At 75.6% G+C, this 19,738-nt stretch carries 18 protein-coding genes and 1 pseudogene; 11 read left to right on the top strand and 8 right to left on the bottom strand.

Features of this window, described 5'->3' with window-relative positions; translation table 11 throughout:
- The first annotated feature begins 33 nt into the window (after window positions 1-33).
- The 6 genes from EMA09_RS05300 to EMA09_RS05275 all read left to right on the top strand — a co-directional run bounded on the left by EMA09_RS05300 (window position 34) and on the right by EMA09_RS05275 (window position 6,522).
- A complete protein-coding gene (locus EMA09_RS05300) occupies window positions 34-1,203 on the top strand; it encodes a glycosyltransferase family 4 protein (RefSeq protein ID WP_129839374.1) in 1,170 nt (389 codons plus the stop codon).
- Window positions 1,204-2,451: 1,248 nt separating this feature from the next.
- Entirely contained in the window at window positions 2,452-2,901 is a 450-nt protein-coding gene (locus tag EMA09_RS05295) for an SRPBCC family protein (RefSeq protein ID WP_129839372.1), read from the top strand.
- Window positions 2,898-4,112 (top strand): ArsA-related P-loop ATPase, encoded by a 1,215-nt coding sequence (locus EMA09_RS05290; RefSeq protein ID WP_129839371.1) that lies wholly within the window; start codon window positions 2,898-2,900, stop codon window positions 4,110-4,112. The genes EMA09_RS05295 and EMA09_RS05290 overlap by 4 nt, the downstream gene beginning before the upstream one ends.
- Before the next feature lie 92 nt (window positions 4,113-4,204).
- On the top strand, window positions 4,205-4,777 hold the full coding sequence (locus tag EMA09_RS05285) for a DUF5304 family protein (RefSeq protein ID WP_129839369.1): 573 nt from the start codon (window positions 4,205-4,207) through the stop codon (window positions 4,775-4,777).
- 85 nt (window positions 4,778-4,862) lie between these two features.
- Window positions 4,863-5,804 carry an ROK family glucokinase gene (locus EMA09_RS05280; protein ID WP_129839367.1) on the top strand — a complete coding sequence of 314 codons (942 nt, stop codon included), beginning with the start codon at window positions 4,863-4,865 and terminating at the stop codon, window positions 5,802-5,804.
- A 16-nt stretch (window positions 5,805-5,820) separates the two neighbouring features.
- Entirely contained in the window at window positions 5,821-6,522 is a 702-nt protein-coding gene (locus EMA09_RS05275) for an endonuclease/exonuclease/phosphatase family protein (protein WP_129839365.1), read from the top strand.
- 22 nt (window positions 6,523-6,544) lie between these two features.
- On the opposite strand, the gene EMA09_RS05270 is transcribed toward EMA09_RS05275, so the two are convergent.
- Window positions 6,545-7,033 carry a hypothetical protein gene (locus EMA09_RS05270; RefSeq protein ID WP_129839363.1) on the bottom strand — a complete coding sequence of 163 codons (489 nt, stop codon included), beginning with the start codon at window positions 7,031-7,033 and terminating at the stop codon, window positions 6,545-6,547.
- Window positions 7,020-7,793 (bottom strand): alpha/beta fold hydrolase, encoded by a 774-nt coding sequence (locus EMA09_RS05265; RefSeq protein WP_129839361.1) that lies wholly within the window; start codon window positions 7,791-7,793, stop codon window positions 7,020-7,022. The genes EMA09_RS05270 and EMA09_RS05265 overlap by 14 nt, the downstream gene beginning before the upstream one ends.
- 89 nt (window positions 7,794-7,882) lie before the next feature.
- Here EMA09_RS05265 and EMA09_RS05260 point away from each other — a divergent pair, with 89 nt between their 5' ends.
- Both EMA09_RS05260 and EMA09_RS05255 read left to right on the top strand, forming a co-directional pair.
- Complete coding sequence (locus EMA09_RS05260; RefSeq protein WP_129839359.1) at window positions 7,883-8,629, top strand: lysophospholipid acyltransferase family protein; 747 nt, start codon at window positions 7,883-7,885, stop codon at window positions 8,627-8,629.
- A gap of 63 nt (window positions 8,630-8,692) precedes the next feature.
- Window positions 8,693-9,328, top strand: coding sequence for a response regulator transcription factor (locus tag EMA09_RS05255; protein ID WP_129843840.1), 636 nt, complete (start codon window positions 8,693-8,695; stop codon window positions 9,326-9,328).
- 402 nt (window positions 9,329-9,730) lie between these two features.
- Here EMA09_RS05255 and EMA09_RS05250 read toward each other — a convergent pair whose 3' ends face one another.
- The gene (locus EMA09_RS05250; RefSeq protein WP_129839357.1) at window positions 9,731-10,180 is read right to left on the bottom strand and encodes a nuclear transport factor 2 family protein; all 450 of its coding nucleotides are present in this window, start codon (window positions 10,178-10,180) and stop codon (window positions 9,731-9,733) included.
- A 60-nt stretch (window positions 10,181-10,240) separates the two neighbouring features.
- The gene (locus EMA09_RS05245; protein ID WP_129839355.1) at window positions 10,241-12,223 is read right to left on the bottom strand and encodes an anthranilate synthase family protein; all 1,983 of its coding nucleotides are present in this window, start codon (window positions 12,221-12,223) and stop codon (window positions 10,241-10,243) included.
- A 238-nt stretch (window positions 12,224-12,461) separates the two neighbouring features.
- Between EMA09_RS05245 and EMA09_RS05240 the strand changes: the two genes are divergently transcribed.
- Together EMA09_RS05240 and EMA09_RS05235 are read left to right on the top strand one after the other, a co-directional pair.
- Window positions 12,462-13,817: a 3-deoxy-7-phosphoheptulonate synthase class II gene (locus EMA09_RS05240; RefSeq protein ID WP_129839353.1), complete on the top strand. Its 1,356-nt coding sequence runs from the start codon at window positions 12,462-12,464 to the stop codon at window positions 13,815-13,817.
- Between the two features lie 131 nt (window positions 13,818-13,948).
- Window positions 13,949-14,203, top strand: coding sequence for a (2Fe-2S)-binding protein (locus EMA09_RS05235; protein WP_129843839.1), 255 nt, complete (start codon window positions 13,949-13,951; stop codon window positions 14,201-14,203).
- 90 nt (window positions 14,204-14,293) lie between these two features.
- On the opposite strand, the pseudogene bfr reads toward EMA09_RS05235, so the two are convergent.
- Window positions 14,294-14,764 (bottom strand): annotated as a pseudogene (gene bfr / locus EMA09_RS05230) (bacterioferritin); the annotation flags it as partial.
- A 166-nt stretch (window positions 14,765-14,930) separates the two neighbouring features.
- On the opposite strand from bfr, the gene EMA09_RS05225 reads away from it, so the two are divergent.
- Window positions 14,931-15,566, top strand: a complete 636-nt coding sequence (locus EMA09_RS05225) for a sulfite oxidase-like oxidoreductase (protein WP_168220643.1) — start codon at window positions 14,931-14,933, stop codon at window positions 15,564-15,566.
- Between the two features lie 12 nt (window positions 15,567-15,578).
- Here EMA09_RS05225 and EMA09_RS05220 read toward each other — a convergent pair whose 3' ends face one another.
- The 3 genes from EMA09_RS05220 to pknB all read right to left on the bottom strand — a co-directional run bounded on the left by EMA09_RS05220 (window position 15,579) and on the right by pknB (window position 19,667).
- Window positions 15,579-16,457 (bottom strand): deoxyribonuclease IV, encoded by an 879-nt coding sequence (locus EMA09_RS05220; protein WP_129839347.1) that lies wholly within the window; start codon window positions 16,455-16,457, stop codon window positions 15,579-15,581.
- Window positions 16,458-16,507: 50 nt separating this feature from the next.
- Window positions 16,508-17,374: a transglycosylase SLT domain-containing protein gene (locus EMA09_RS05215; RefSeq protein WP_129839345.1), complete on the bottom strand. Its 867-nt coding sequence runs from the start codon at window positions 17,372-17,374 to the stop codon at window positions 16,508-16,510.
- A 361-nt stretch (window positions 17,375-17,735) separates the two neighbouring features.
- Window positions 17,736-19,667, bottom strand: coding sequence for a Stk1 family PASTA domain-containing Ser/Thr kinase (gene pknB, locus EMA09_RS05210; protein WP_129839343.1), 1,932 nt, complete (start codon window positions 19,665-19,667; stop codon window positions 17,736-17,738).
- Between the last annotated feature and the right edge of the window lie 71 nt (window positions 19,668-19,738).

Genomic DNA, 19,738 nt, shown 5'->3' with positions numbered 1-19,738 from the left:
TCGCCCCCCGGCGGCTCGGTATCGTCACACCCGATGCGCACTACGCTGATCGTCACCAACGACTTCCCGCCCCGGCCGGGCGGCATCCAGACGTTCCTGCACAGCATGGCCACCCGTCTCGACCCGGACCGCGTCGTCGTCTACGCCTCCACCTGGAAGCGCGACGCCGGGGGCCGCGCCGCCACCGCGGCGTTCGACGCGGAGCAGCCGTTCCGCGTCGTCCGGGACCGCGCCACGATGCTGCTGCCCACCCCGGCCGTGACCCGGCGCGCCGTCGCGCTGCTGCGGGAACACGGCTGCACCGCCGTGTGGTTCGGCGCCGCGGCGCCGCTCGGCCTGATGGCCCCGGCGCTGCGCTCGGCGGGCGCCAGCCGCCTCGTCGCCACGACGCACGGCCACGAGGCGGGCTGGGCGCAACTGCCCGGCCCGCGCCGCCTGCTGCGCCGCATCGGGGAGGCGACGGACACCCTCACCTACCTCGGCGCGTACACGCACTCCCGCATCGCGCCCGCGGTCGGCCCCGGACCCGCCGCCCGGATGGTCCAGCTCCCGCCGGGCGTGGACGAGAAGACGTTCCACCCCGACGCGGGCGGTGCCGCCGTGCGGGCCGAACTCGGCCTGACGGACCGCCCCGTCGTCGTGTGCGTCTCCCGCCTGGTGCCGCGCAAGGGCCAGGACACGCTGATCCGCGCGATGCCCCGCGTCCTGGCCGCCGAGCCGGACGCCGTGCTGCTCGTCGTCGGCGGCGGCCCGTACCGCGCCGACCTGGAGAAGCTGGCCGGCCGGCTGGGCGTGGCGCGGTCCGTCGTGTTCACCGGCGAGGTGCCGTGGGAGCGGCTGCCGGCGCACTTCGGCGCGGGCGACGTCTTCGCCATGCCCTGCCGCACCCGGTACGGCGGCCTGGACGTCGAGGGCCTCGGCATCGTCTACCTGGAGGCGTCGGCCAGCGGACTGCCCGTCGTCGCCGGGGACTCGGGCGGCGCGCCCGACGCCGTCCTCGACGGGGAGACGGGCTGGGTCGTGCGCGGCGGCGAGCGGACCGCCCCCGCCGAGACGGCCGACCGTCTGATCGCGCTCCTCGCCGACCCCGAGCTGCGGCGCCGCATGGGCGAACGGGGGCGCGCCTGGGTCGAGGAGCGCTGGCGCTGGGACCTGCTCGCCGAACGGCTGCGGGACCTGCTGGACGGCCCGGACGGCTCCTGAGCCGGACCGGGCCGCCGCGCCGTGGCTCCGGCACGGGCACCCGTTAGCCGGACGGGCCGGCCTCCGGACGATGGCGGCCCGGCCGCCCGCCCCCGTGGCGTGACAGGGCCGGGCCGGCCCGCCGCCCGGCCGTGACACCGGCCTCGGTGTCTCACCGCGTCGCCCCGGAACCGGTACCTCCTCGCAGGGGTGGTCGGGCACGCCGCCCGGACGGCGGGTGGTGGAGCCGCGTGCGCGTACCTGGTGCCGCGTCTCCGGGGGTTCCTCATCGCCCCGCGCGTGGTCGTGTCGCGTGTGCGCGGGCAGGGTGTCGCGCCGTCAGGTGACGGGTCCCGTCCGGGTGGGGCGTCCGGTGGTCCGGGGGGTCCGGCATGCGCGACGCCGGTCGTGCGAGCCGGCGGCTCCGGGATCGGCCACCGCCCGGCGCCCTGCGGCCGCATCGCGTCCGCGATGACCGGGGTGACGGGTGCGACCCGCGCCGGGCGCCCGGCGGTCCGCGAGCCGGTCCGGTCGGCTCCTGGAGGGCGCCCGGCTCCGCCCGCCGGGGCCGCGGCGCGGGACACGGGCGCTCCGGCGGAGGCGGGGTCGTACCGCTCGGCCGCTCCACCGGGTCGCCCTCGCGCGGTCTGCCGCGTGGCCGGCCGGTGGGAGCGGCCCCGGTGGTCCGCCCGGCGCGTTCTGTGCCGACGCGGTCGGCTCACGGGTGGGTCCGGCTTCCCCGGCCGAGCGGCCGGAGCCGCTGACCCGGGGCGGTGACGGCCCCGCGTGCACCGGCGCCACGTGGCCCCGGGCACCGCGCCGCGAGCCGGGGCGTCCGCAGGTTCCGGCACCTGGCCGGCCCCGTGCGCCGGAACCGGGATCCCGCGTCGCCGGTCGGCGGGATCCGAACGGCGGGCACGGGCGCTTCGCCGGGCGTCGGGCAGCGGCGACCCGTGGCGGGGCGCCCGTACGGGAACTGGTGCGGTGTCAGCGGGCTCGATGGCGGCCCGGTATCGCGCCCGCCCGGGGCAGGGACCCCGCGGTACCCGGTCGGCGGGGCACGTCCGGGTGGTGCGCCCGGCGGCTTCCGCGCCGGTCCGGACCGGCGCGGTGGACCGCCGTACCGCCTCAGCGCCGACCGGGACGCCGCGCCGCCGGACGGCACCGGTGCCCGCCCGGATCGCCCGGCAGACCCGGTGTCGGCCGGGCGCGGTAGCCTTCGCTGCAGACGGCGACACGAGCACGGACACGCTGCGAGGAGCGAGGGCGATGGCCGAACACACCAGGTCGAGCACCACCATCGAGGCCACCCCGGCCGAAGTGATGGCGGTGATCGCCGACTTCGGCCGCTACCCCGACTGGACGGGCGAGGTCAAGGAGGCCGAGGTCCTGGCGAGCGACGACCGCGGCCGCGCCGAGCAGGTCCGCCTCCTGCTGGACGCCGGCGCCATCAAGGACGAGCACACCCTCGCCTACACCTGGCACGGCCCGGACGAGGTGAGCTGGACGCTGGTCAGGTCCAAGATGCTGCGGGCCATGGACGGCTCGTACCGCCTGGCGCCGGTCGCCGGGGGCAAGCACACCGAGGTCACGTACCAGCTCACCGTGGACGTGAAGATCCCGATGCTCGGCAGCATCAAGCGCAAGGCCGAGAAGGTCATCATCGACCGCGCCCTGGAGGGGCTCAAGCGGCGCGTGGAGAGCCTGCCCGCGTCATGACGGACGCCGAGGGCGGCGGCCCCCGCGTCCTGTTCGTGACCGGCCCCGGCGGCGACGGGACCAGCACGGTCGCCGCCGCCACGGCGTTCGCCGCCGCGCGCGACGGCGCGGCCGTCCTGCTGCTGTCGGCCGAGCCCGCGGGCCGGCTCACCGGGCTGCTCGGCGCGGCACCGCCCGTCTGGCCGGCCCTGCCGCCCCCCGGCCCGCGCGGCGGCGGCCCCGACGCCGCGCGCGTCGACCCGGGCGCCGCGTTCCGCACCGCCGTCCTCGCGGGGCAGCGGCACGCCCGGCCCGTCCTCGACGCCCTCGGCGCCACCGACCTGGACGACGACGAGCTGACCGATCTGCCGGGCTCCCGCGACCTGGCCCTCCTGCACGCCGTCCGCACCGCGCACGACGCAGGCCGCCACGACCTGATCGTCGTGGACCTGCCGCCCGCCGCCGACGCCGTCCGCCTGCTGGCCCTCCCCGAGCAGTTGCGCCGCTACCTGCGCCGCCTCCTCCCGCCGGAACGCCGCACGGCCCGCGCGCTGCGGCCGTTCCTCGCGCAGCTCGTCGGCCTCCCGATGCCCGCCCAGGGCCTGTACGAGGCCGCCGACCGGTGGGACACGGCGCTCGCCGCACTGGCCCGGGTGGTGACGGGTCCCGGCGCCGCCGTACGCCTGGTCGCCGACCCGTCGCCGCGCTCCCTGGCCCTCCTGCACACGGCCCGCGCCGGGCTCGCCCTGCACGGCCTCGCGCTCGACGCGGTGATCGCCAACCGGCTGCCCCCCGAGGACACCGGAGCCCCGGGCGGCCGGGCCGCGCGGCGCCGCGCCGCGGCGGCAGCGCTCGCCGCCGGCCTGCCGGTGCCGGTCGTCGGCGTCCCCCTGCTGGACGACGAGCCGGGGCCCGGCGAACCGGCCGCCGTCCCCCCGCCGTTCCCGCCCGCGCCGCCGCCCGCCCCGGTGCTGGAGGACAGGCTCGCCGCCGACGGCCTGCTCGTCTGGCACCTGCCCGTGCCCGGCGCGCTGCGGGAGGAGACCGGGCTCGTCCGCCGCGGCGACGAACTCGTCGTCACCACCGGGCCGTTCCGCCGCGTCCTGTCCCTCCCGGCCGCCCTGCGGCGCTGCACGGTCGCCGGCGCGGCCCTGACGGACGAGGGCGCGCTCGCCGTGCGCTTCGCCCCCGATCCGGCGCGCTGGCCCGCCGGCGGTGCGGGCACCGGCTGAGGTGTGCCCCGGGCCGTCCCCCGGCGTACCGTCGATGGGGACGGCGGGGCGGCGACGGCGGCCCCGGCAGGACGCGGCAGGACGGAGTTCCCATGCACGACGACACGGCCGGTGGCGCCCCCGGCCAGGAGCCGGGCGGCGAGCGGCCCGACCCGGACGCCTGGGCGACGGCGGCCGAGGAGGACCTGCGCGCCGAACGGGCCCGGCGGCGCGCCCGCGCCGGCGCCCCGCCGGGGGACGCGGCCGAGGAGTTCCGGCGGCTCGCCGACGCGGTGACGGACCGTCTGACGGAGCTCGGTCTCGGCGCGGCCACCGGACCGCTGGCCGCCCGGGCGCGCGCCGTGCTGGAACCCGTCGTCGAGCGCAACGCCGAGGCGTTCCAGCACCTGGCCAACGCGGGCCAGGAACTCCTCGCGGCCTACCGCGCGGCCGCGCTCTCCCAGGAGGGCCGCTGGACGCGCGCCGCCCAGGAGCCCGACCGGCCCGGCACCGCGGGCCCGCGCGACGGGGCCGGCCGCACCGGAGGCGGCACGGACGGCGCGGACAGCGGTACCGACAGCGGTACGGAGACCGGCGGGGCCGGGAGCGGCGACGGTGGCGTGCGGGGCGAGGGAGACGACGGCCCCTCCGGCGCGGGACCGTCCCAGCGCATCGACCTGGACTGATCCTGCCGACAGGGGGGCGGTGCCCGGGACCCCGCTCCGGTACCGTGGGTCGGTAGCGGCTTTCACTCCATCACATGAGGGACACATGGGACTCACCATCGGCGTCGACATCGGCGGTACGAAGATCGCGGCCGGCGTGGTCGATGAAGACGGCACGATTCTCGACACCGGCCAGGTGGCGACCCCGCCCACTCCCGAGGGTGTCGTGGACGCCATCGCCGACGCCGTGAAGGCCGTGGGCAAGGACTCCTCCATCGAGGCGGTCGGCATCGGCGCCGCCGGCTACGTGGACGACAAGCGCGCCACCGTCCTGTTCGCGCCGAACATCTACTGGCGCCACGAGGCGCTCAAGGACAAGGTCGAGCAGCGCGTCGGCCTGCCCGTCGTCGTCGAGAACGACGCGAACGCCGCCGCCTGGGGCGAGTACCGCTTCGGCGCCGGCGCCGACCACGAGGACGTCATCTGCGTGACGCTCGGCACCGGCATCGGCGGCGGCATCATCATCGGCGGCCGGCTGTACCGGGGCCGGTTCGGTGTCGCGGGCGAGTTCGGGCACGTCCGGGTCGTCCCGGACGGCCTGCTGTGCGGCTGCGGGAGCCAGGGCTGCTGGGAGCAGTACGCGTCCGGCCGCGCCCTCGTCCGCTACGCCCAGCAGCGCGCCACCGCGACGCCGGAGGCCGCCGAGGTCCTGCTCGCGCAGGGCGACGGCACGCCCGAGGGCATCGAGGGCCGGCATGTGAGCGCCGCCGCCCGGGAGGGCGACCCGGTGGCGGTGGACTCGTTCCGCGAACTGGCGCGCTGGGCCGGCGCGGGCCTGGCCGACCTGGCCTCGCTGTTCGACCCGGCGGCGTTCATCGTGGGCGGCGGCGTCTCCGACGAGGGCGACCTCGTCCTCGAACCGATCCGCAAGTCGTACCGCAGGTGGCTGGTCGGGGCGCGGTTCCGGCCGCAGGCGCAGGTGCTGGCCGCGCAGCTCGGCGGCCGGGCCGGGCTCGTCGGCGCGGCGGACCTGGCCCGCCAGGGCTGAGCCGGCGCCCGGCGGCATGGCCGCGGACCTCAGGCTCCTCAGCTACAACGTCCGTTCCCTCCGTGACGACAGGGCCGCGCTGGTGCGGGTCATCAGGGCCTGCGCGCCCGACATCGTCTGTCTCCAGGAGGCGCCGCGCTTCGCCGGCCGGCGGTTCCACGCCGCCCGGCTCGCCCGGGCCACGGGCCTGGCCGTCGTCAGCGCCGGCCGCGCCGCGCGGGGGACGGCCGTCCTGGCCCGCCCCGCGCTGGCCGTCGGGACGGCCGCCACCGCCGGCCTGCCGCACACCCCGGGACTGCACCGGCGTGGCCTCGCCCTCGCGGTCCTGTGCCCCGCCCCCGGCGTGCGGCTCGGTGTCGTGAGCTGTCACCTCGGCCTGCGCGCCGCCGAACGCCGCGCGCACGCCCCCCTGGTCCTGGCGCATCTGGCCGCCCTCGGCGCACCCGCCGCCGTCCTCGCGGGAGATCTCAACGAGCGGCCCGGCGGCCCCGCCCACCGGCTGCTGACGGCCGGCTCCCTGCGGGACGCACGGGACGCGGCACCCGAGGGCGGCGGGCACACGTTCCCCGCGCGGGCGCCGGACCGCCGGATCGACATGGTGCTGACGACGGCAGCCGTGCGTGTCCTCGGCTGCGGGGTCCCGGCCACCGGCCCCGACCCGGCGGACCTGCGGCGTGCGACGGACCACCTGCCGGTGCTCGCCCGGCTGCGGCTGTGACACGGCGGGCCGGCGGGACCGTTCAGACGACCGCGCCGTTGCCCGGGTCGGTCCAGTCGTCGTCGTGACCGTCGCGCAGGCGCGTGACCAGCGCCGCGAAGCCCCCGAGGAAACCGCCCACCCCGAGCGTGACGATCCACCAGGTCATCTGCTGCTGGAGCAGCACCGAGAAGATCAGCAGGAGCGGCCCGCCGACCACCGCGATCCAGGCGAGCTTGGTCGACAGCGCCGCGGCCGGCAGGGGCGGCGGCTCCGGCGGGATGAAGTGGTCGTCCTCCTCGTCCTCCGGGGCCTCCCAGTCGCGCGGCCCCGCAGCGGCCCCGGACGGCGGGGACTCGCCGCTCGGCAGGACGCGGTCCACGGTGTCGGTGAGGTCGGTCTCCGCGGCCTTCGGCCACAGCCCCGGCGGATCGGCTGGCTCCTCGCCGTAACCGGCGACGATCGCGGCCCACGCGGCTTCCTCGTCGATCGGGTCGCGGCCGTCGCCGCGCTCCTGGTCACGTTCCGTCACGGGCAGTCTTCCTTGTCGCGAGCCGGGTGATGAAGGCGTCCGTCACCTGAAAGATACGCTCCGCGTCGTGGTCGAGGGTGGCCACGTGGAAGCTGTCCGGCAGGACGTGCTCGGCCATGTCGACCGAGGACACCGACGCCAGCACCCGCGCCGCGTCCGACGGCGGCACCACATGGTCGACCCGGCTGTGCAGCAGGGCCAACGGCTGCGTCACCTGGGGAAGTTCGGCACGGACCAGGGAGAGCAGGGCACGCAGCGAGTGGGCCGCGTGCAGCGGTACCCGGTCGTAGCCGGACTCGGCGGCGCCCGGCTTCGCGATGTCGGAGATCAGACCGCGCGTGCTCGGCACGAGGTGCCGCAGCACGGGCAGCGCAAGCCCCTGCGCGCGCGGAAATGTGATCGCCGGGTTGACGAGGACGACGCCGCTGACGGCCGCGCCGTGCCGTGCGGCGAGACGCAGCGCGAGGGCGCCGCCCATCGACAGGCCGCCGACGAAGACGTGCGCGCACCGCTCCCGCAGCCGTTCCAGCTCGCGGTCCACGGCCGCGTACCAGTCCTGCCAGCCGGTGCTCTGGAGGTCGCGCCACCGCGTGCCGTGCCCCGGCAGCAGGGGCAGTGACACGGTGACGTCCCGTCCCGCGAGGTGTTCGGCCCAGGGGCGCAGGGACTGCGGGGTGCCGGTGAAACCGTGGCAGAGCAGCATGCCGCTCGCCGCCGAACCGTCGTGGAAGAAGGGCTCAGCCCCGGGAAGAAGCCGCACGCGTCAACCCTACGCGGGCCGCTCCGGGGGGCGCCACGGGCGTGTAACCCCGTTAGTGTCGGGCAACGGTCACCACAGGAGGTCACACCGTGCTGTACGGGGCGATGAAGCACTCTCTCGGCGCTGGGCTCAAGGTCGTCTTCCGGCCCTGGATCGAGGGCAAGGAACACGTTCCGGCAAGCGGTCCGGCGATCCTCGCGAGCAATCACCTGTCGTTCTCCGACTCCTTCTTCCTGCCCGCGATGCTCGACCGCAGGGTCACCTTCATCGCCAAGGCCGAGTACTTCACCTCGCCGGGCGTGAAGGGGCGGCTGACGGCGGCGTTCTTCAAGGGCGTCGGCCAGCTCCCGGTGGACCGGGAGGGCGGGCGCAGCGCGTCGGAGGCGGCGATACGCAGCGGGATCGCCGTGCTGGAGCGCGGGGAGCTGTTCGGGATCTACCCGGAGGGCACGCGGTCGCCCGACGGGCGGCTGTACCGGGGGAAGCCGGGCGGCCTGGCGCGCATCGCCCTGGCCACCGGGGCGCCGGTCCTGCCGGTCGCGATGATCGACACGGAGAAGATCCAGCCGCCGGGCCGTGTCGTGCCGAAGCTGATGCGGCCGGGCATCAGGATCGGCGCGCCGCTCGACTTCAGCCGCTACCAGGGCATGGACGGTGACCGCTACATCCTGCGCTCGGTCACGGACGAGGTCATGTACGCCATCATGAAGCTGTCCGGCCAGGAGTATGTTGACGTCTACGCCACGGCCGCGAAGCGGGCCATGGCGGCGGAGAACGGTGCCGGGGAGGGGCCGGCGGCGGACGGGCGGGCCGGCGGGGAGGACTCCACCGGCTGACACCGCGCCCCCGCGGCGGCCCGGCGCTCCGGCGGGGGAGGGGCAGGGGTGGCCTTGCGGGTGATGGTGGTGGACGCGCACCCGGCGCGGCGGGACGCCGTGGTGCGCGACCTGACCGGGGCGGACATGGAGGTCGTCGCGACGGCCGGTGACGGACCGGCCGCCGTGCGGCGGGCACGGGCGGCGCGGCCCGACGTGCTGCTGCTCGGGCTCGACGTGCCGGGGCTGCCGGTCGCCGAGGTGTGCCGCGGGCTCGCGGGCCAGGTGCATGTCCTCGCGCTGTCCGCGGGCGGCGCGCAGGCGGACGTGCTGGCGGCGGCGCGGGCGGGCGCGGTGGGCTGTCTGCCGCGGACGGCCGGGGCCGGCGAGCTGGCCGACGCGGTACGGCGCGCCGCCGCCGGTGAGCCGGTGTTCGCGCCGCACCTCGCGGGGCTGCTGGTGGGGGAGTTCCGGCGGCTCGCCGTGGCGGCCGACCCCGCCGGCGCACCGGGCGGGGGACCGCGGCTGACGGCGCGGGAGACGGAGGTGCTGCGGCTGGTCGCGCAGGGTCTCGTCTACCGGCAGATAGCGGACCGCCTGGTCGTCTCGCACCGGACCGTCCGCAACCACGTGCAGAACGTCCTCGGGAAACTGCGGCTGCACGACCGCGACCAGCTCGCCCGCTGGGCACGCGACAACGGGCTCGCCGGCGACAGGTGAGCACACCGGCCGCCCCGCGTACCCGCGAGGAGGCCGGCGCGGCGGTTCCCGCCGCTGTTCCGCAGCCCCGGGGCCGACGTGGCCCGGACGTTCGCCCTCACCGGTCGCGCGCCGCGCCGGCCGCCTGCCGGGGGCGTGTCCCGGTGGCCGTTCGTCCGGCGGACCGCTTGTGCCCGCGCCCGGCCGCGGTCCGCTCCGGCGCGGTGGCGGCCCGGGCAGTGCGCCCGCCGGGCCGCACCGGATGCCATGCTCTCCACGAGCCGGCTCCCGGTAGGCGTGGCGCGTACCGATCCGACGTGGCCTCCGCCGCCGCGCGGCAAGTGCCGGTTCCGTCGTGTCGCGGCGTCGGCGGTGCTGTGGGGCCGCGCGTCGCGGGACGGCCGTCGGTGCCGGCGCCCCCGGTCACGCGCGGGGTGTCGGGCCGCCGAAGGCCAGGACCAGTGTGCGGCGGGTCAGCAGCCAGCCGTCGCCGGTCTGCTCGAAACGGTCCTCGTAGTGGCCGATGTTCGCCGGGTGGGGCGGTGGCGGGAGCGCGCCGTCCGTCCGGCCGTCCAGCCGGTACGTCACGAAGTACGTCGTGGCGCTGGCCGTCGAAGGGCTCTCGACGTCGACCAGGACATTGGTGCACAGCCGGCGGGAGAGACGGTCGGCCGGGCGGGCGCCGAAGTACGTCCGCAGCGCGGCGCGGCCGGCCACGTACCGGTCGCCACCCGGCCACTCCCACACCCCGTCCGGCGTGAACAGCCCGGCCACCGAGGCCGGCTCGCCGAGGTCGAGACGGCGGACGAAGTCCAGGACGACGCGCTCGCAGGCCCGTTCGGCGAGCAGCCGGTCCAGGGCGGAGAGTTCCATCGCCCCTTTGTACCGGCCGCCCGCCCGGAATCTCGCCCCCTTTTCCGCCGGCGCCCGCGCTCAGGCCGTCGAGCGCGGGCGCACCGTGCTGTCCTCGGACGCCAGCAGCTCCGCCACGATCCGCGGCCCGTCCAGCGTCAGCACCGACTCGGGATGGAACTGCACCCCCCACAGGCCGGGACCGCGCAGCGCGTGCACCTCGCCCGTCACCGCGTCGCGGCTCACCGCCACGCCCCGCGCCGCCAGGTCAGCGGCGGCCGTGTCGTCGCAGCGCGCGGTGTACGAGTTGTAGAAGCCGACGGTCTCCGGCCGCCCGAAGAAGTCCACCGTCTCCTGCGCCCCCTGGTACGGCCGCGCCTTGCGGACCACCGGCAGGCCGAGGTGGGCGGCGATCATCTCGTGGCCCAGGCACACGCCCACCACCGGGTGCCGGTGGTGGGCCAGCAGGTCGGCCGTCAGGCCGCGCAGCAGCGCCATCTTCGGGTCGCCCGTGTCGTTCGGGTCGCCGGGACCCGGGCCGATGACGACCGGCCCCTGGTGGGTGAGCGCACGCTCCCGCACACCGGGCGCGTCGTACCGGGCGACCGTGACCCGGGGGCCGGCCGAGCGCAGCAGGTGCGCCAGCATCGAGGTGAACGTGTCCTCGCCGTCGATCACCAGGACGCTGCCGCGCGGTGTGACGTCGCCGAGCGGCGTCCGCAGCCGCAGCCAGAACGGCGCGAGGCCCGCGCGCCGGCTCGCAAGCGCCGCCCGGACGCGCGGGTCGTCGGCCAGCCGCGGCGGCCCGTCCCCCGCGCCGCGCCCGCCGGCCGGGGCGGGCGGCCGCGCCACGACGCCGAGGGCGGCCAGGACGCCGGCGGCCTTCGCGTGGGTCTCGGCGACCTCGCCCGCCGGGTCGGAGTCGCGCACCAGCGTCGCCCCGACCGGGACGCGCAGCCGCCCGTCGGCCGCGCGGATGTCGGCGGTGCGGATCACGATCGGCGAGTCCAGCGTCCGCGCGCCGCCCGCGTCACGGCCGAGCAGCGCCAGCGCGCCGCCGTAGTAGCCGCGCCCGCCCCGCTCGTACCGGGCGATGACGCGGCACGCGTTCTCCACGGGGCTGCCGGTGACCGTCGCGGCGAACATCGTCTCCCGCAGCACGTCCCGCACGTCCAGGGTGCTGCGCCCCCGCAGCTCGTACTCGGTGTGCGCGAGGTGCGCCATCTCCCGCAGGCGCGGGCCGACGACGACACCGCCCTGGTCGCCGACGGCGCACATCATCTTCAGCTCCTCGTCGACGACCATGGAGAGTTCCTCGGTCTCCTTCGGATCGGCGAGGAAGTCGAGCAGCCCCTCGGCGCTCGGCCCCTGCGGCGGGTAGCGGTAGGTGCCGCTGATGGGGTTCATGACGACGGTGCCGCCGGTCATCCGGACGTGCACCTCGGGGCTCGCGCCGACGAGGACGCGGCTGCCGGTGTGCACGGCGAACGTCCAGTACGCGCCCCGCTCGGCGGCCAGCAGCCGGCGGAACAGGGCGAGCGCGTCGGCCCTGCCGAAGCCGGGGATGTGTCCGGTGAAGGTGCGGCGGACGACGAAGTTGGCGCCCTCGCCGGCGCCGATCTCCTCGCGCAGCACGTCGGCGACCACGCGCGCGTAGGCGTCGTCCGGCACGTCGAACGCGCCGTCCCGCACGGTGACGGCGTGGTCGGGCAGGGCGGCCAGCACGTCCGCCAGGGGCAGCCGCCGCACCCGCTCCGGGATCAGGACGGACAGCGGGGCCGCGTCGTCGGTGACGTGGAAACCGCGCTCGGTGATCTGCCGGAACGGCACCAGGGCGAGCGCCGTGCCGTCGCCGGGGAGGTCGGCGAGGCGCGCGACCTCCCGTACCGGGCCGGTCAGGACCTCGACGGTGTTCTCGTCGTGGCCGGGCGTGCGGCGGCGCAGGAGCGCGAACGGGGTCCGTCCGGCGATGAGGGCGGCCACGACGGCGGCGGCGCCGTCGGCTCCCTCGGCACCTGCGGTGGCGCGGGCACGCCGCGCGGGGGGTTGCGGGGATGCGTCCATGGGGGTCCCTTCCGGGTGGGAGGGACCGCCGCCGAACGCACCGAAGGCCGCCCCTCGGGCGGCCTTCGGTGTCGGTTCGCTCAGGAACGCGCAGTCACGGCGGCCGCCTCGGGGAGGGGCCACCACCACAGGGTGATCTGCTGCGCGGACATGGCGGGACTGTACCCCATGAGTGGCTCTCGTCTCACTCTCCGAGCCACGGGAATCGGGCCGTTGGCCACCCCGTAACCTTGTCACCGTGACCGTGAACGCTGACATCAGCACCAGCAGCTCCGCTCCCGCCGGCTGGCGGGACCTGCCCGCGGCGCAGCAGCCCGACTACCCCGACGCCGAGGCTCTGCGCGCTGTGACCGCCGACCTCCAGGGGTATCCGCCCCTCGTCTTCGCCGGGGAGTGCGACCAGCTGCGCGAGCGGATGGCCGCTGTGGCCCGCGGTGAGGCGTTCCTGCTGCAGGGCGGCGACTGCGCCGAGGCGTTCGACCAGGTGAGCGCCGACCAGATCCGGGCGAAGCTGAAGACGCTGCTCCAGATGAGCGCCGTCCTGACGTACGCGGCGGCGGTCCCGGTCGTGAAGGTCGGCCGGATCGCCGGCCAGTACTCGAAGCCGCGTTCCAAGCCGACCGAGACGCGGGACGGCGTGACGCTGCCGACGTACCGCGGCGACTCGGTGAACGGCGCCGAGTTCACCGCCGAGGCGCGGGTGCCCGACCCGGAGCGGCTGCGGCGCATGTACCACGCGTCCGCCTCCACCCTGAACCTCGTGCGCGGCTTCACCACCGGCGGCTACGCCGACCTGCGGCAGGTCCACGCGTGGAACCAGGACTTCGTGCGCAACTCCGCCTCCGGCCAGCGCTACGAAGCCCTGGCCCGCGAGATCGACAACGCGCTGAACTTCATGAAGGCGTGCGGCGCCGACCCGGCCGAGTTCCACTCGGTCGAGTTCTACGCCTCGCACGAGGCGCTGCTGCTGGACTACGAGGCGGCCCTCACGCGTGTCGACTCGCGCAGCGGCAAGCTGTACGACGTGTCGGGCCACATGGTGTGGATCGGCGAGCGCACGCGGCAGCTCGACGGCGCGCACATCGCGTACGCCGCCACGATCCGCAACCCCATCGGCGTCAAGCTCGGTCCGACGACCACGGCCGACGAGGCCCTGGCGCTGATCGACCGGCTCGACCCGGAGCGCGAGCCGGGGCGGCTCACGTTCATCACGCGGATGGGCGCCGACCGCATCCGGGACGCCCTGCCGGGCCTCGTGGAGCGGGTCACGGCGGCCGGCGCGCAGGTCGCGTGGGTGTGCGACCCGATGCACGGCAACACGTTCGAGGCCGCCTCGGGGCACAAGACCCGGCGGTTCGACGACGTGCTGGACGAGGTGAAGGGCTTCTTCGAGGTCCACAAGTCCCTGGGGACGCACCCGGGCGGCATCCACGTGGAGCTGACCGGGGACGACGTGACGGAGTGCGTGGGCGGCGGCGACGAGATCCTCGTCGGTGACCTGCACCAGCGCTACGAGACGGCGTGCGACCCGCGGCTGAACCGCAGCCAGTCGCTGGACCTCGCGTTCCTCGTCGCGGAGATGTACCGGGCGTAGGCCCGCCCGGCAGGTGCCCCGGGGCGTGGTGGCCGCCACACCCCGGGGCACTGTTGCGCCGGCCCCCGGGACAGGTAAGGTTAGGGTTACCTAATCTGCTGGTGTCCGTGAACGGTGAGGAGGCGCGGCGCGTGTATGTCTGCTCGTGCTTCGGCGTGACCGAGGCGCAGGTGCGTGAGCACGCCGCCGACGGTGCCTGCACGCCGCGCCAGATCGCCAACCGCTGCGGCGCGGGGACGGACTGCGGATCGTGCGTGCGGCGCATCCAGGGCCTCCTCGGCCGCGGCGGCTGCCCGCGGCGGGAGAACCGTACGGCGACCCCCTCCGCGGCCGTGCCGGCGGACGGAACGGCGGCGCCCGCCGTGCTGGTGGAGGCCGCGCGCTGAACCGGTCCGCGCCCGTCAGTGGCGGCCGCGCTCCCCGATGCCGTCGTGGACCACGGTCTCGCCGTGCAGCCCGGGGTCGCCGTCCTGGCCGGGCTGGCGGATCTGCTGGGCGATGTAGAGCGGTTCGCCGAGCTTGTCGATGAGTTCGAGCTGGGTGTCGAGGTAGTCGACGTGGTGCTCCTCGTCGGCGAGGATCGACTCGAAGATCTTGGCCGAGGTGATGTCGTGCTTGGCGCGCATGACCTCGATGCCGCGCCGCAGCCGGTCGATGGCCTCCACCTCGATCTGCCGGTCGGCGCGGAACATCTCCGTCACCGTCTGGCCGACCCGCACGTGGAACAGCCGCTGGTAGTTGGGCAGTCCCTCCAGGAAGAGGATGCGGTCGGTCAGCACCTCGGCGTGCCGCATCTCGTCGAACGACTCGGACCGCGTGTAGGCCGCCAGCCTCGACCAGCCGAAGTTCTCCTGCATCTTGGCGTGCAGGAAGTACTGGTTGATCGCGGTCAGTTCGGCGGTGAGCTGCTCGTTGAGGAACTCGATGATCTCCGGGTCGCCCTGCATGGGCACACTCCTTCCGGGAGAGGGGTGGGGAGGCCGGCGGGCCGTGCGCGCATCGTGGCACCGGCGCGGCATTACGTCCAGTAAGTACACCCTTACCGCTTCTGGCCCGATTTGGGGTGCCGTGGGGCGGGGTGGCGGTGCGGGGGCCTGACCGAGGTCTGTCACCATGGAGGACATGGGACAGCCGCACAGCCACACGGGGGAGCCCGGCGGCGCACTCCCGCCCGGGCAGCGGACACAGCGCGGATGGCCGGTGACGCACTATGGCCCCGTGCCCCGATTCCGGCCGGAGCGCTGGGAGTTCCGCGTCTTCGGGGCGACGGCGGACGGCGGTGTCCGGTCCTGGACGCACGACGAGTTCGGCGCCCTGCCGTACGAGACGGTCGTCGCCGATCTGCACTGCGTGACCAAGTTCAGCATGCCGGGCAGCGAGTGGGGCGGGGTGCGGGCGGCGACCCTCCTCGCCCTCGTACCGCCCGCCCCGGGAGTCACTCATGTGATGGCGTGGGCCGAGTACGGCTACAGCGCCAACCTCCGCCTCGCCGACTTCCAGGACCCCTCCGCCGTCCTCGCCACGCACCGCGACGGCGAGCTGCTGACCGCGGAGCACGGCTTCCCGCTGCGGCTGGTCGTCCCGGGCCTGTACGCCTGGAAAGGACCCAAGTGGCTGCGGGGCGTGGAGTACATGACCGCCGACCGGCGCGGCTTCTGGGAGGAGCGGGGCTACCACAACATCGGCGACCCCTGGCGCGAACAGCGCTACTCCTACCAGGAGGAGCCCGGCGAGGGACCCGAGCTGTGACGGCGGCCCCGCTCAGGCGGGGACGGCACTGCCGCGCAGCGCCTTGAGGCGGAGCGCGTCGGCGGCGTGGCCGTCCCTGCCGCCCGGCGTCTCCAGGATGAACGGGACGCCCTCCGTCACCGGGTGCGCCAGCAGGGCGCGGAACGGCTCGTCGCCGATGTGGCCCGCGCCGATGTTGACGTGCCGGTCCTTGCGGGCGCCCGACACGTCCTTCGAGTCGTTGGCGTGGACGAGGCGCAGCCGGCCGGGGCCGGCGGCCCGCTCCAGCGCGCGGAGCAGCGTGTCGACGCCGTCCGGTGCCGCGAGGTCGTGCCCGGCGGCGAAGGCGTGGCAGGTGTCCAGGCACACGCCGAGGCGCGGGTGCCGGTCGAGGGCGTCGACGTACGGGCCGAGGTCGTCCATCAGCGAGCAGAGCGACGCGCCCTGCCCCGCGGTGGGCTCCAGCAGCAGCCACGGGTCGTCGTCATGGGTCAGCTCGTCGAGGAGCGGGAGCAGCAGGCGCCTCACCTGCGCGAGGGCGGTGGCGCGCTCCCGGCCGCCGGTGGCCGACCCGGTGTGCACGACGACGCCCAGCGCGCCGATCGCGCGGGCGCGGCGCAGCGAGTGGCGCAGGGAGACGACCGACCGCTCGGCCGTCACCTGATCGTGGGAGCCCGGGTTGATGAGGTACGGGGCGTGCACGTAGGCGGGGATGCCGGCGTCCGCGCAGGCCGCCCGGAACTCGGCGTCCTGCGCGGGGTTCCCGGGCGGCGTGGCCCAGCCGCGCGGGTTGGCGGTGAAGACCTGCACGGCCTCGGCGCCGATCGCGCGGGCGTAGGGGATGCCGGTGGCGGCCAGGCCCCCCGCGACGGGGATGTGGCCGCCGACCGGGTTGCGTCGGGGGTGGGTCACGGTCCCAGGGTGCCAGGACGCCGGGCGCGGCGGCGCGGCGGGTCCCGCGGTCAGTAGGGTCCGTTCACATTGTCGATCGAACCGTACCGGTGATAGGCGTAGTTGGCCGCCGCGGTGATATTGGCCACCGGGTCGTAGATGTCGTCCGGGGTGCCCGGGACGTGGTACGTGTCGAATGTCGGCTGGATCACCTGGAGCAGGCCGATGGACGGCGTTCCGTTGATCGCGTTGATGTCCCAGAGGTTTATGGCGTTCGGATCGCCGCTCGACTCGCGCATGATGTTGCGGTACAGGCCGTCGTACGTCCCGGGAATTCCCTGCTGCGCCATGATGGCGAGGGATTCGCGGATCCAGCCGTCCAGCGTGTCCGGGTAGACCTCGGCGGCGGGGGCGGCGGCCGGTGCCTGCGCGGTCCCCGCGGGGGCGCTCGCCGGCTGCGGGTCCTCGGCCTCGGCGGCCTGCTCGGCGGCGCGTTCCTCCTCGGCGGCCTGCTCGGCGGCCCGCTGGTCGGCGGCCTCCCGCTCCGCCTCCTGCTCGGCCTCGCGCTCCTGCCGTGCGGCGCGGCGTTCGGCCTCCTCGGCGGCGTGCCGGTCGGCGGCCTCCCGCGCGGCCTCGCGCTCCGCGAGCTGCAGCTCGCCCGCCGCCTCGGCGCGGATGAAGAAGTCGGCGCGCTCGGCGTCCTGCTGCTGCGCGCTGTCCGGGGTGCCGTCGGAGCCGGCGCGCTGGCCCGGTACGTCATCGGCCTTCACGTCCCAGCCCACCGCGCGTGCGTTGTGGGCCTGGACGGCGGGCTCCTCGGCGTCGGACGAGGCGGGGACGGCGATCAGGGCGAGGGCGGCGACACCCGCGGTGGTGAGGGCCGCGGTCGCCGTTCTCCGGGTGCGGGTCAGTCGTCGGGCACGGATGTGAGCGGGCATTTCGGGGTCCTCTGTTCCTCGCGTGGACGGCGATGGACCTTGTTAACAGCCGCTAAAAACCAAATGCAATGACCCTAAGTACTAAAAGTCTTAGTGGGGGGCACGCCGATTAATCACCCGACCGGCCGGTGCTTCATGGGATGGTCACACCTTTTGGAGCACTATGTGTTTTCGTATGTGACGCGCGTCCTATGGCACGGCTCACAGCGGCGGAGCCTTATTCCGGTGCTAAAGGGAAGAGATGCGCGGGAAAGCGCGCTATTCGGCCGGATCGGGACCTGCGGCCCGCCCGCGCACGGGTCCGACGCCCCGTCCGGCACGGGCCGTCGGACCCTGGCGGTCCGTGCCGGACGGACGCGGCTCAGCGCACCCAGATGGTGATGGTGGAGCCGCGCGGTGCCGTGTCGTCGTACACCGACTGGTTGAAGACCGTGCCGGTGAGGAAGACCTGGTTGACGTTCACCCGGAACCCGGCGTCCTCCAGGATCTCCTTCGCGTCGTCCACGTCCTCGCCGCGCACGTCGGGGACCTCGACCAGCTCAGGACCCTTGGAGAGGGTCAGGGTCACCGTGTCGCCCTCGGAAGCCCGCTCGGAGCTGCCGGGCGACTGGCCCGCCACGTCGCCCTCGTCCTCGTCCGACCACACACGGACCGGGTCGATCTCCACCTCGAACCCGGCCTCGGTCAGCTCACGGGTGGCCTCGTCCTGGTCCATGCCGATGACCCGGGGCACGTCCACCGCCCGGCCCTTGCTCACCACCAGGTCGACCGGCGAGTCGGGGCGCCGCTCGGTGCCCGGCTCGGGGTCGGCGGCGATGACGGCGTTGCGCTCCACCTCGGAGGAGAACTCCCAGTCCACCTCGCCCTCGGTGAGCCCCGCCTCGTCCAGCAGGCGGCGCGCCTCGTCCAGGGGCACGCCGACCAGGTCGGGGACGGCCGTCACCTCGGGGCCGCGGGAGACGGTGATGTGCACCGTGGTGTTGCGGCGGACGCGTTCACCGCGTTCGGGGTCGGTGGAGACGACATGGCCCTCGTCGACCGTGTCGGACCAGCCCTGCTCCACCTCGACGCGCAGTCCGGCGTCCTCCAGCGTTTCGACGGCCTCCTCCTGCGTCAGCCCGTAGACCCCGGGTGTGCGGAGGAACTGCCCGGAGTTCACGTACCAGACGCCGAGGCCGCCGCAGACCAGCAGCAGCGCGGCCACGATCAGCGAGATCCGGCCGCGCCTCGGCAGCCTGCGCCACCGGCCGGGGGGCGGCGGTACGGCGAGGTCGGCGGGGTCGATGACGGCCGTGCGGTCGTCCGGGTCCGCGGGGGCGGCGAGGAGCACGCGCGGCACCACGCGGGTCTCGTCCTCCGGGCCGGTGCCGGCGAGCTCGCGGGTCTCCTCGTCGTCGCCGGGGGCCGGGGCACGGTGGGCGGGCGGTACCGCGTCCAGTTCGGCGTCGGTCAGCACGGCGCGGGCCGCGCGGACCAGGGACAGCAGCGCCGCCGCGTCCTCGGGCCGGGCCAGGGGGTCGCGGGCGGCGGCGGTGGCGACGAGTCCGTCGAGCGCCGGCGCGAGCCCGGGCACCAGGCGGGACGGCGGGGGCACGTCCTCGTGGACATGGGCGTACAGCACGCGGGCGGGGGAGTCGCCGGTGTGCGGCTTGGCGCCGGTCAGGGCCTCGTGGAGCAGGACGCCGCACGCGTACACGTCGGTCCTGGCGTCCACCGCGCCGCCCTCGATCTGCTCGGGCGCGAGGTAGGACACGGTGCCGAGCAGGCTGTCGGTGGTCGCGGAGGTGTGCGTGTCGACGCCCCGCACCAGGCCGAAGTCGGCGACCTTGACGCGGCCGTCGGCGCCGATGAGGACGTTCTCCGGCTTCACGTCGCGGTGCACGAGACCGGCGCGGTGGGCGGCCGCCAGCCCGGCGAGCAGGGGCTCCAGGATGTCGAGGACGGCGCGCGGCGCGAGGGCGCGGCGCTCGCGGAGGACGTCGCGCAGCGTGCAGCCGGCGACGTACTCCATGGCGAGGTAGACGTGGGTGGCGTCGGTGCCCTGGTCGAGGACGCCGACCACGTTCGGATGGTCGAGGCGGGCGACGGCCTTCGCCTCGCGGATGAACCGTTCGACGAACGCGGCGTCGCCGGCCAGGGCGGGATGCATCACCTTCAGTGCGAGCACCCGGTCGAGGCGGGTGTCGAACGCCCGGTAGACCGTGGCCATGCCGCCGGCCGCGATCCGCTCGTCGACGCGGTAGCGGCCGTCGAGAACGTGCCCGATCAGCGGGTCATGGAGGGTGGTGTCCACGACGCACCAGTCTACGAGCCGCCCCCTCCGCGCGGACGGCCGCGGTGACGGGCGGGGTGGGACTGCGACCG

The organism is Streptomyces sp. RFCAC02, assembly GCF_004193175.1.
Taxonomy (GTDB): Bacteria; Actinomycetota; Actinomycetes; order Streptomycetales; family Streptomycetaceae; genus Streptomyces.
This window is presented reverse-complemented; position numbering and strand designations above follow the sequence as displayed.

Excerpts from the sequence above, each read along its gene's own strand:
- EMA09_RS05300 (WP_129839374.1), top strand. The coding sequence starts at position 34 with ATGCGCACTACGCTGATCGTCACCAACGACTTCCCGCCCCGGCCGGGC.
- EMA09_RS05295 (WP_129839372.1), top strand. The coding sequence starts at position 2,452 with ATGGCCGAACACACCAGGTCGAGCACCACCATCGAGGCCACCCCGGCC.
- EMA09_RS05290 (WP_129839371.1), top strand. The coding sequence starts at position 2,898 with ATGACGGACGCCGAGGGCGGCGGCCCCCGCGTCCTGTTCGTGACCGGC.
- EMA09_RS05285 (WP_129839369.1), top strand. The coding sequence starts at position 4,205 with ATGCACGACGACACGGCCGGTGGCGCCCCCGGCCAGGAGCCGGGCGGC.
- EMA09_RS05280 (WP_129839367.1), top strand. The coding sequence starts at position 4,863 with ATGGGACTCACCATCGGCGTCGACATCGGCGGTACGAAGATCGCGGCC.
- EMA09_RS05275 (WP_129839365.1), top strand. The coding sequence starts at position 5,821 with ATGGCCGCGGACCTCAGGCTCCTCAGCTACAACGTCCGTTCCCTCCGT.
- EMA09_RS05255 (WP_129843840.1), top strand. The coding sequence starts at position 8,693 with ATGGTGGTGGACGCGCACCCGGCGCGGCGGGACGCCGTGGTGCGCGAC.
- EMA09_RS05250 (WP_129839357.1), bottom strand. The coding sequence starts at position 10,180 with ATGGAACTCTCCGCCCTGGACCGGCTGCTCGCCGAACGGGCCTGCGAG.
- EMA09_RS05245 (WP_129839355.1), bottom strand. The coding sequence starts at position 12,223 with ATGGACGCATCCCCGCAACCCCCCGCGCGGCGTGCCCGCGCCACCGCA.
- EMA09_RS05225 (WP_168220643.1), top strand. The coding sequence starts at position 14,931 with ATGGAGGACATGGGACAGCCGCACAGCCACACGGGGGAGCCCGGCGGC.
- EMA09_RS05215 (WP_129839345.1), bottom strand. The coding sequence starts at position 17,374 with ATGCCCGCTCACATCCGTGCCCGACGACTGACCCGCACCCGGAGAACG.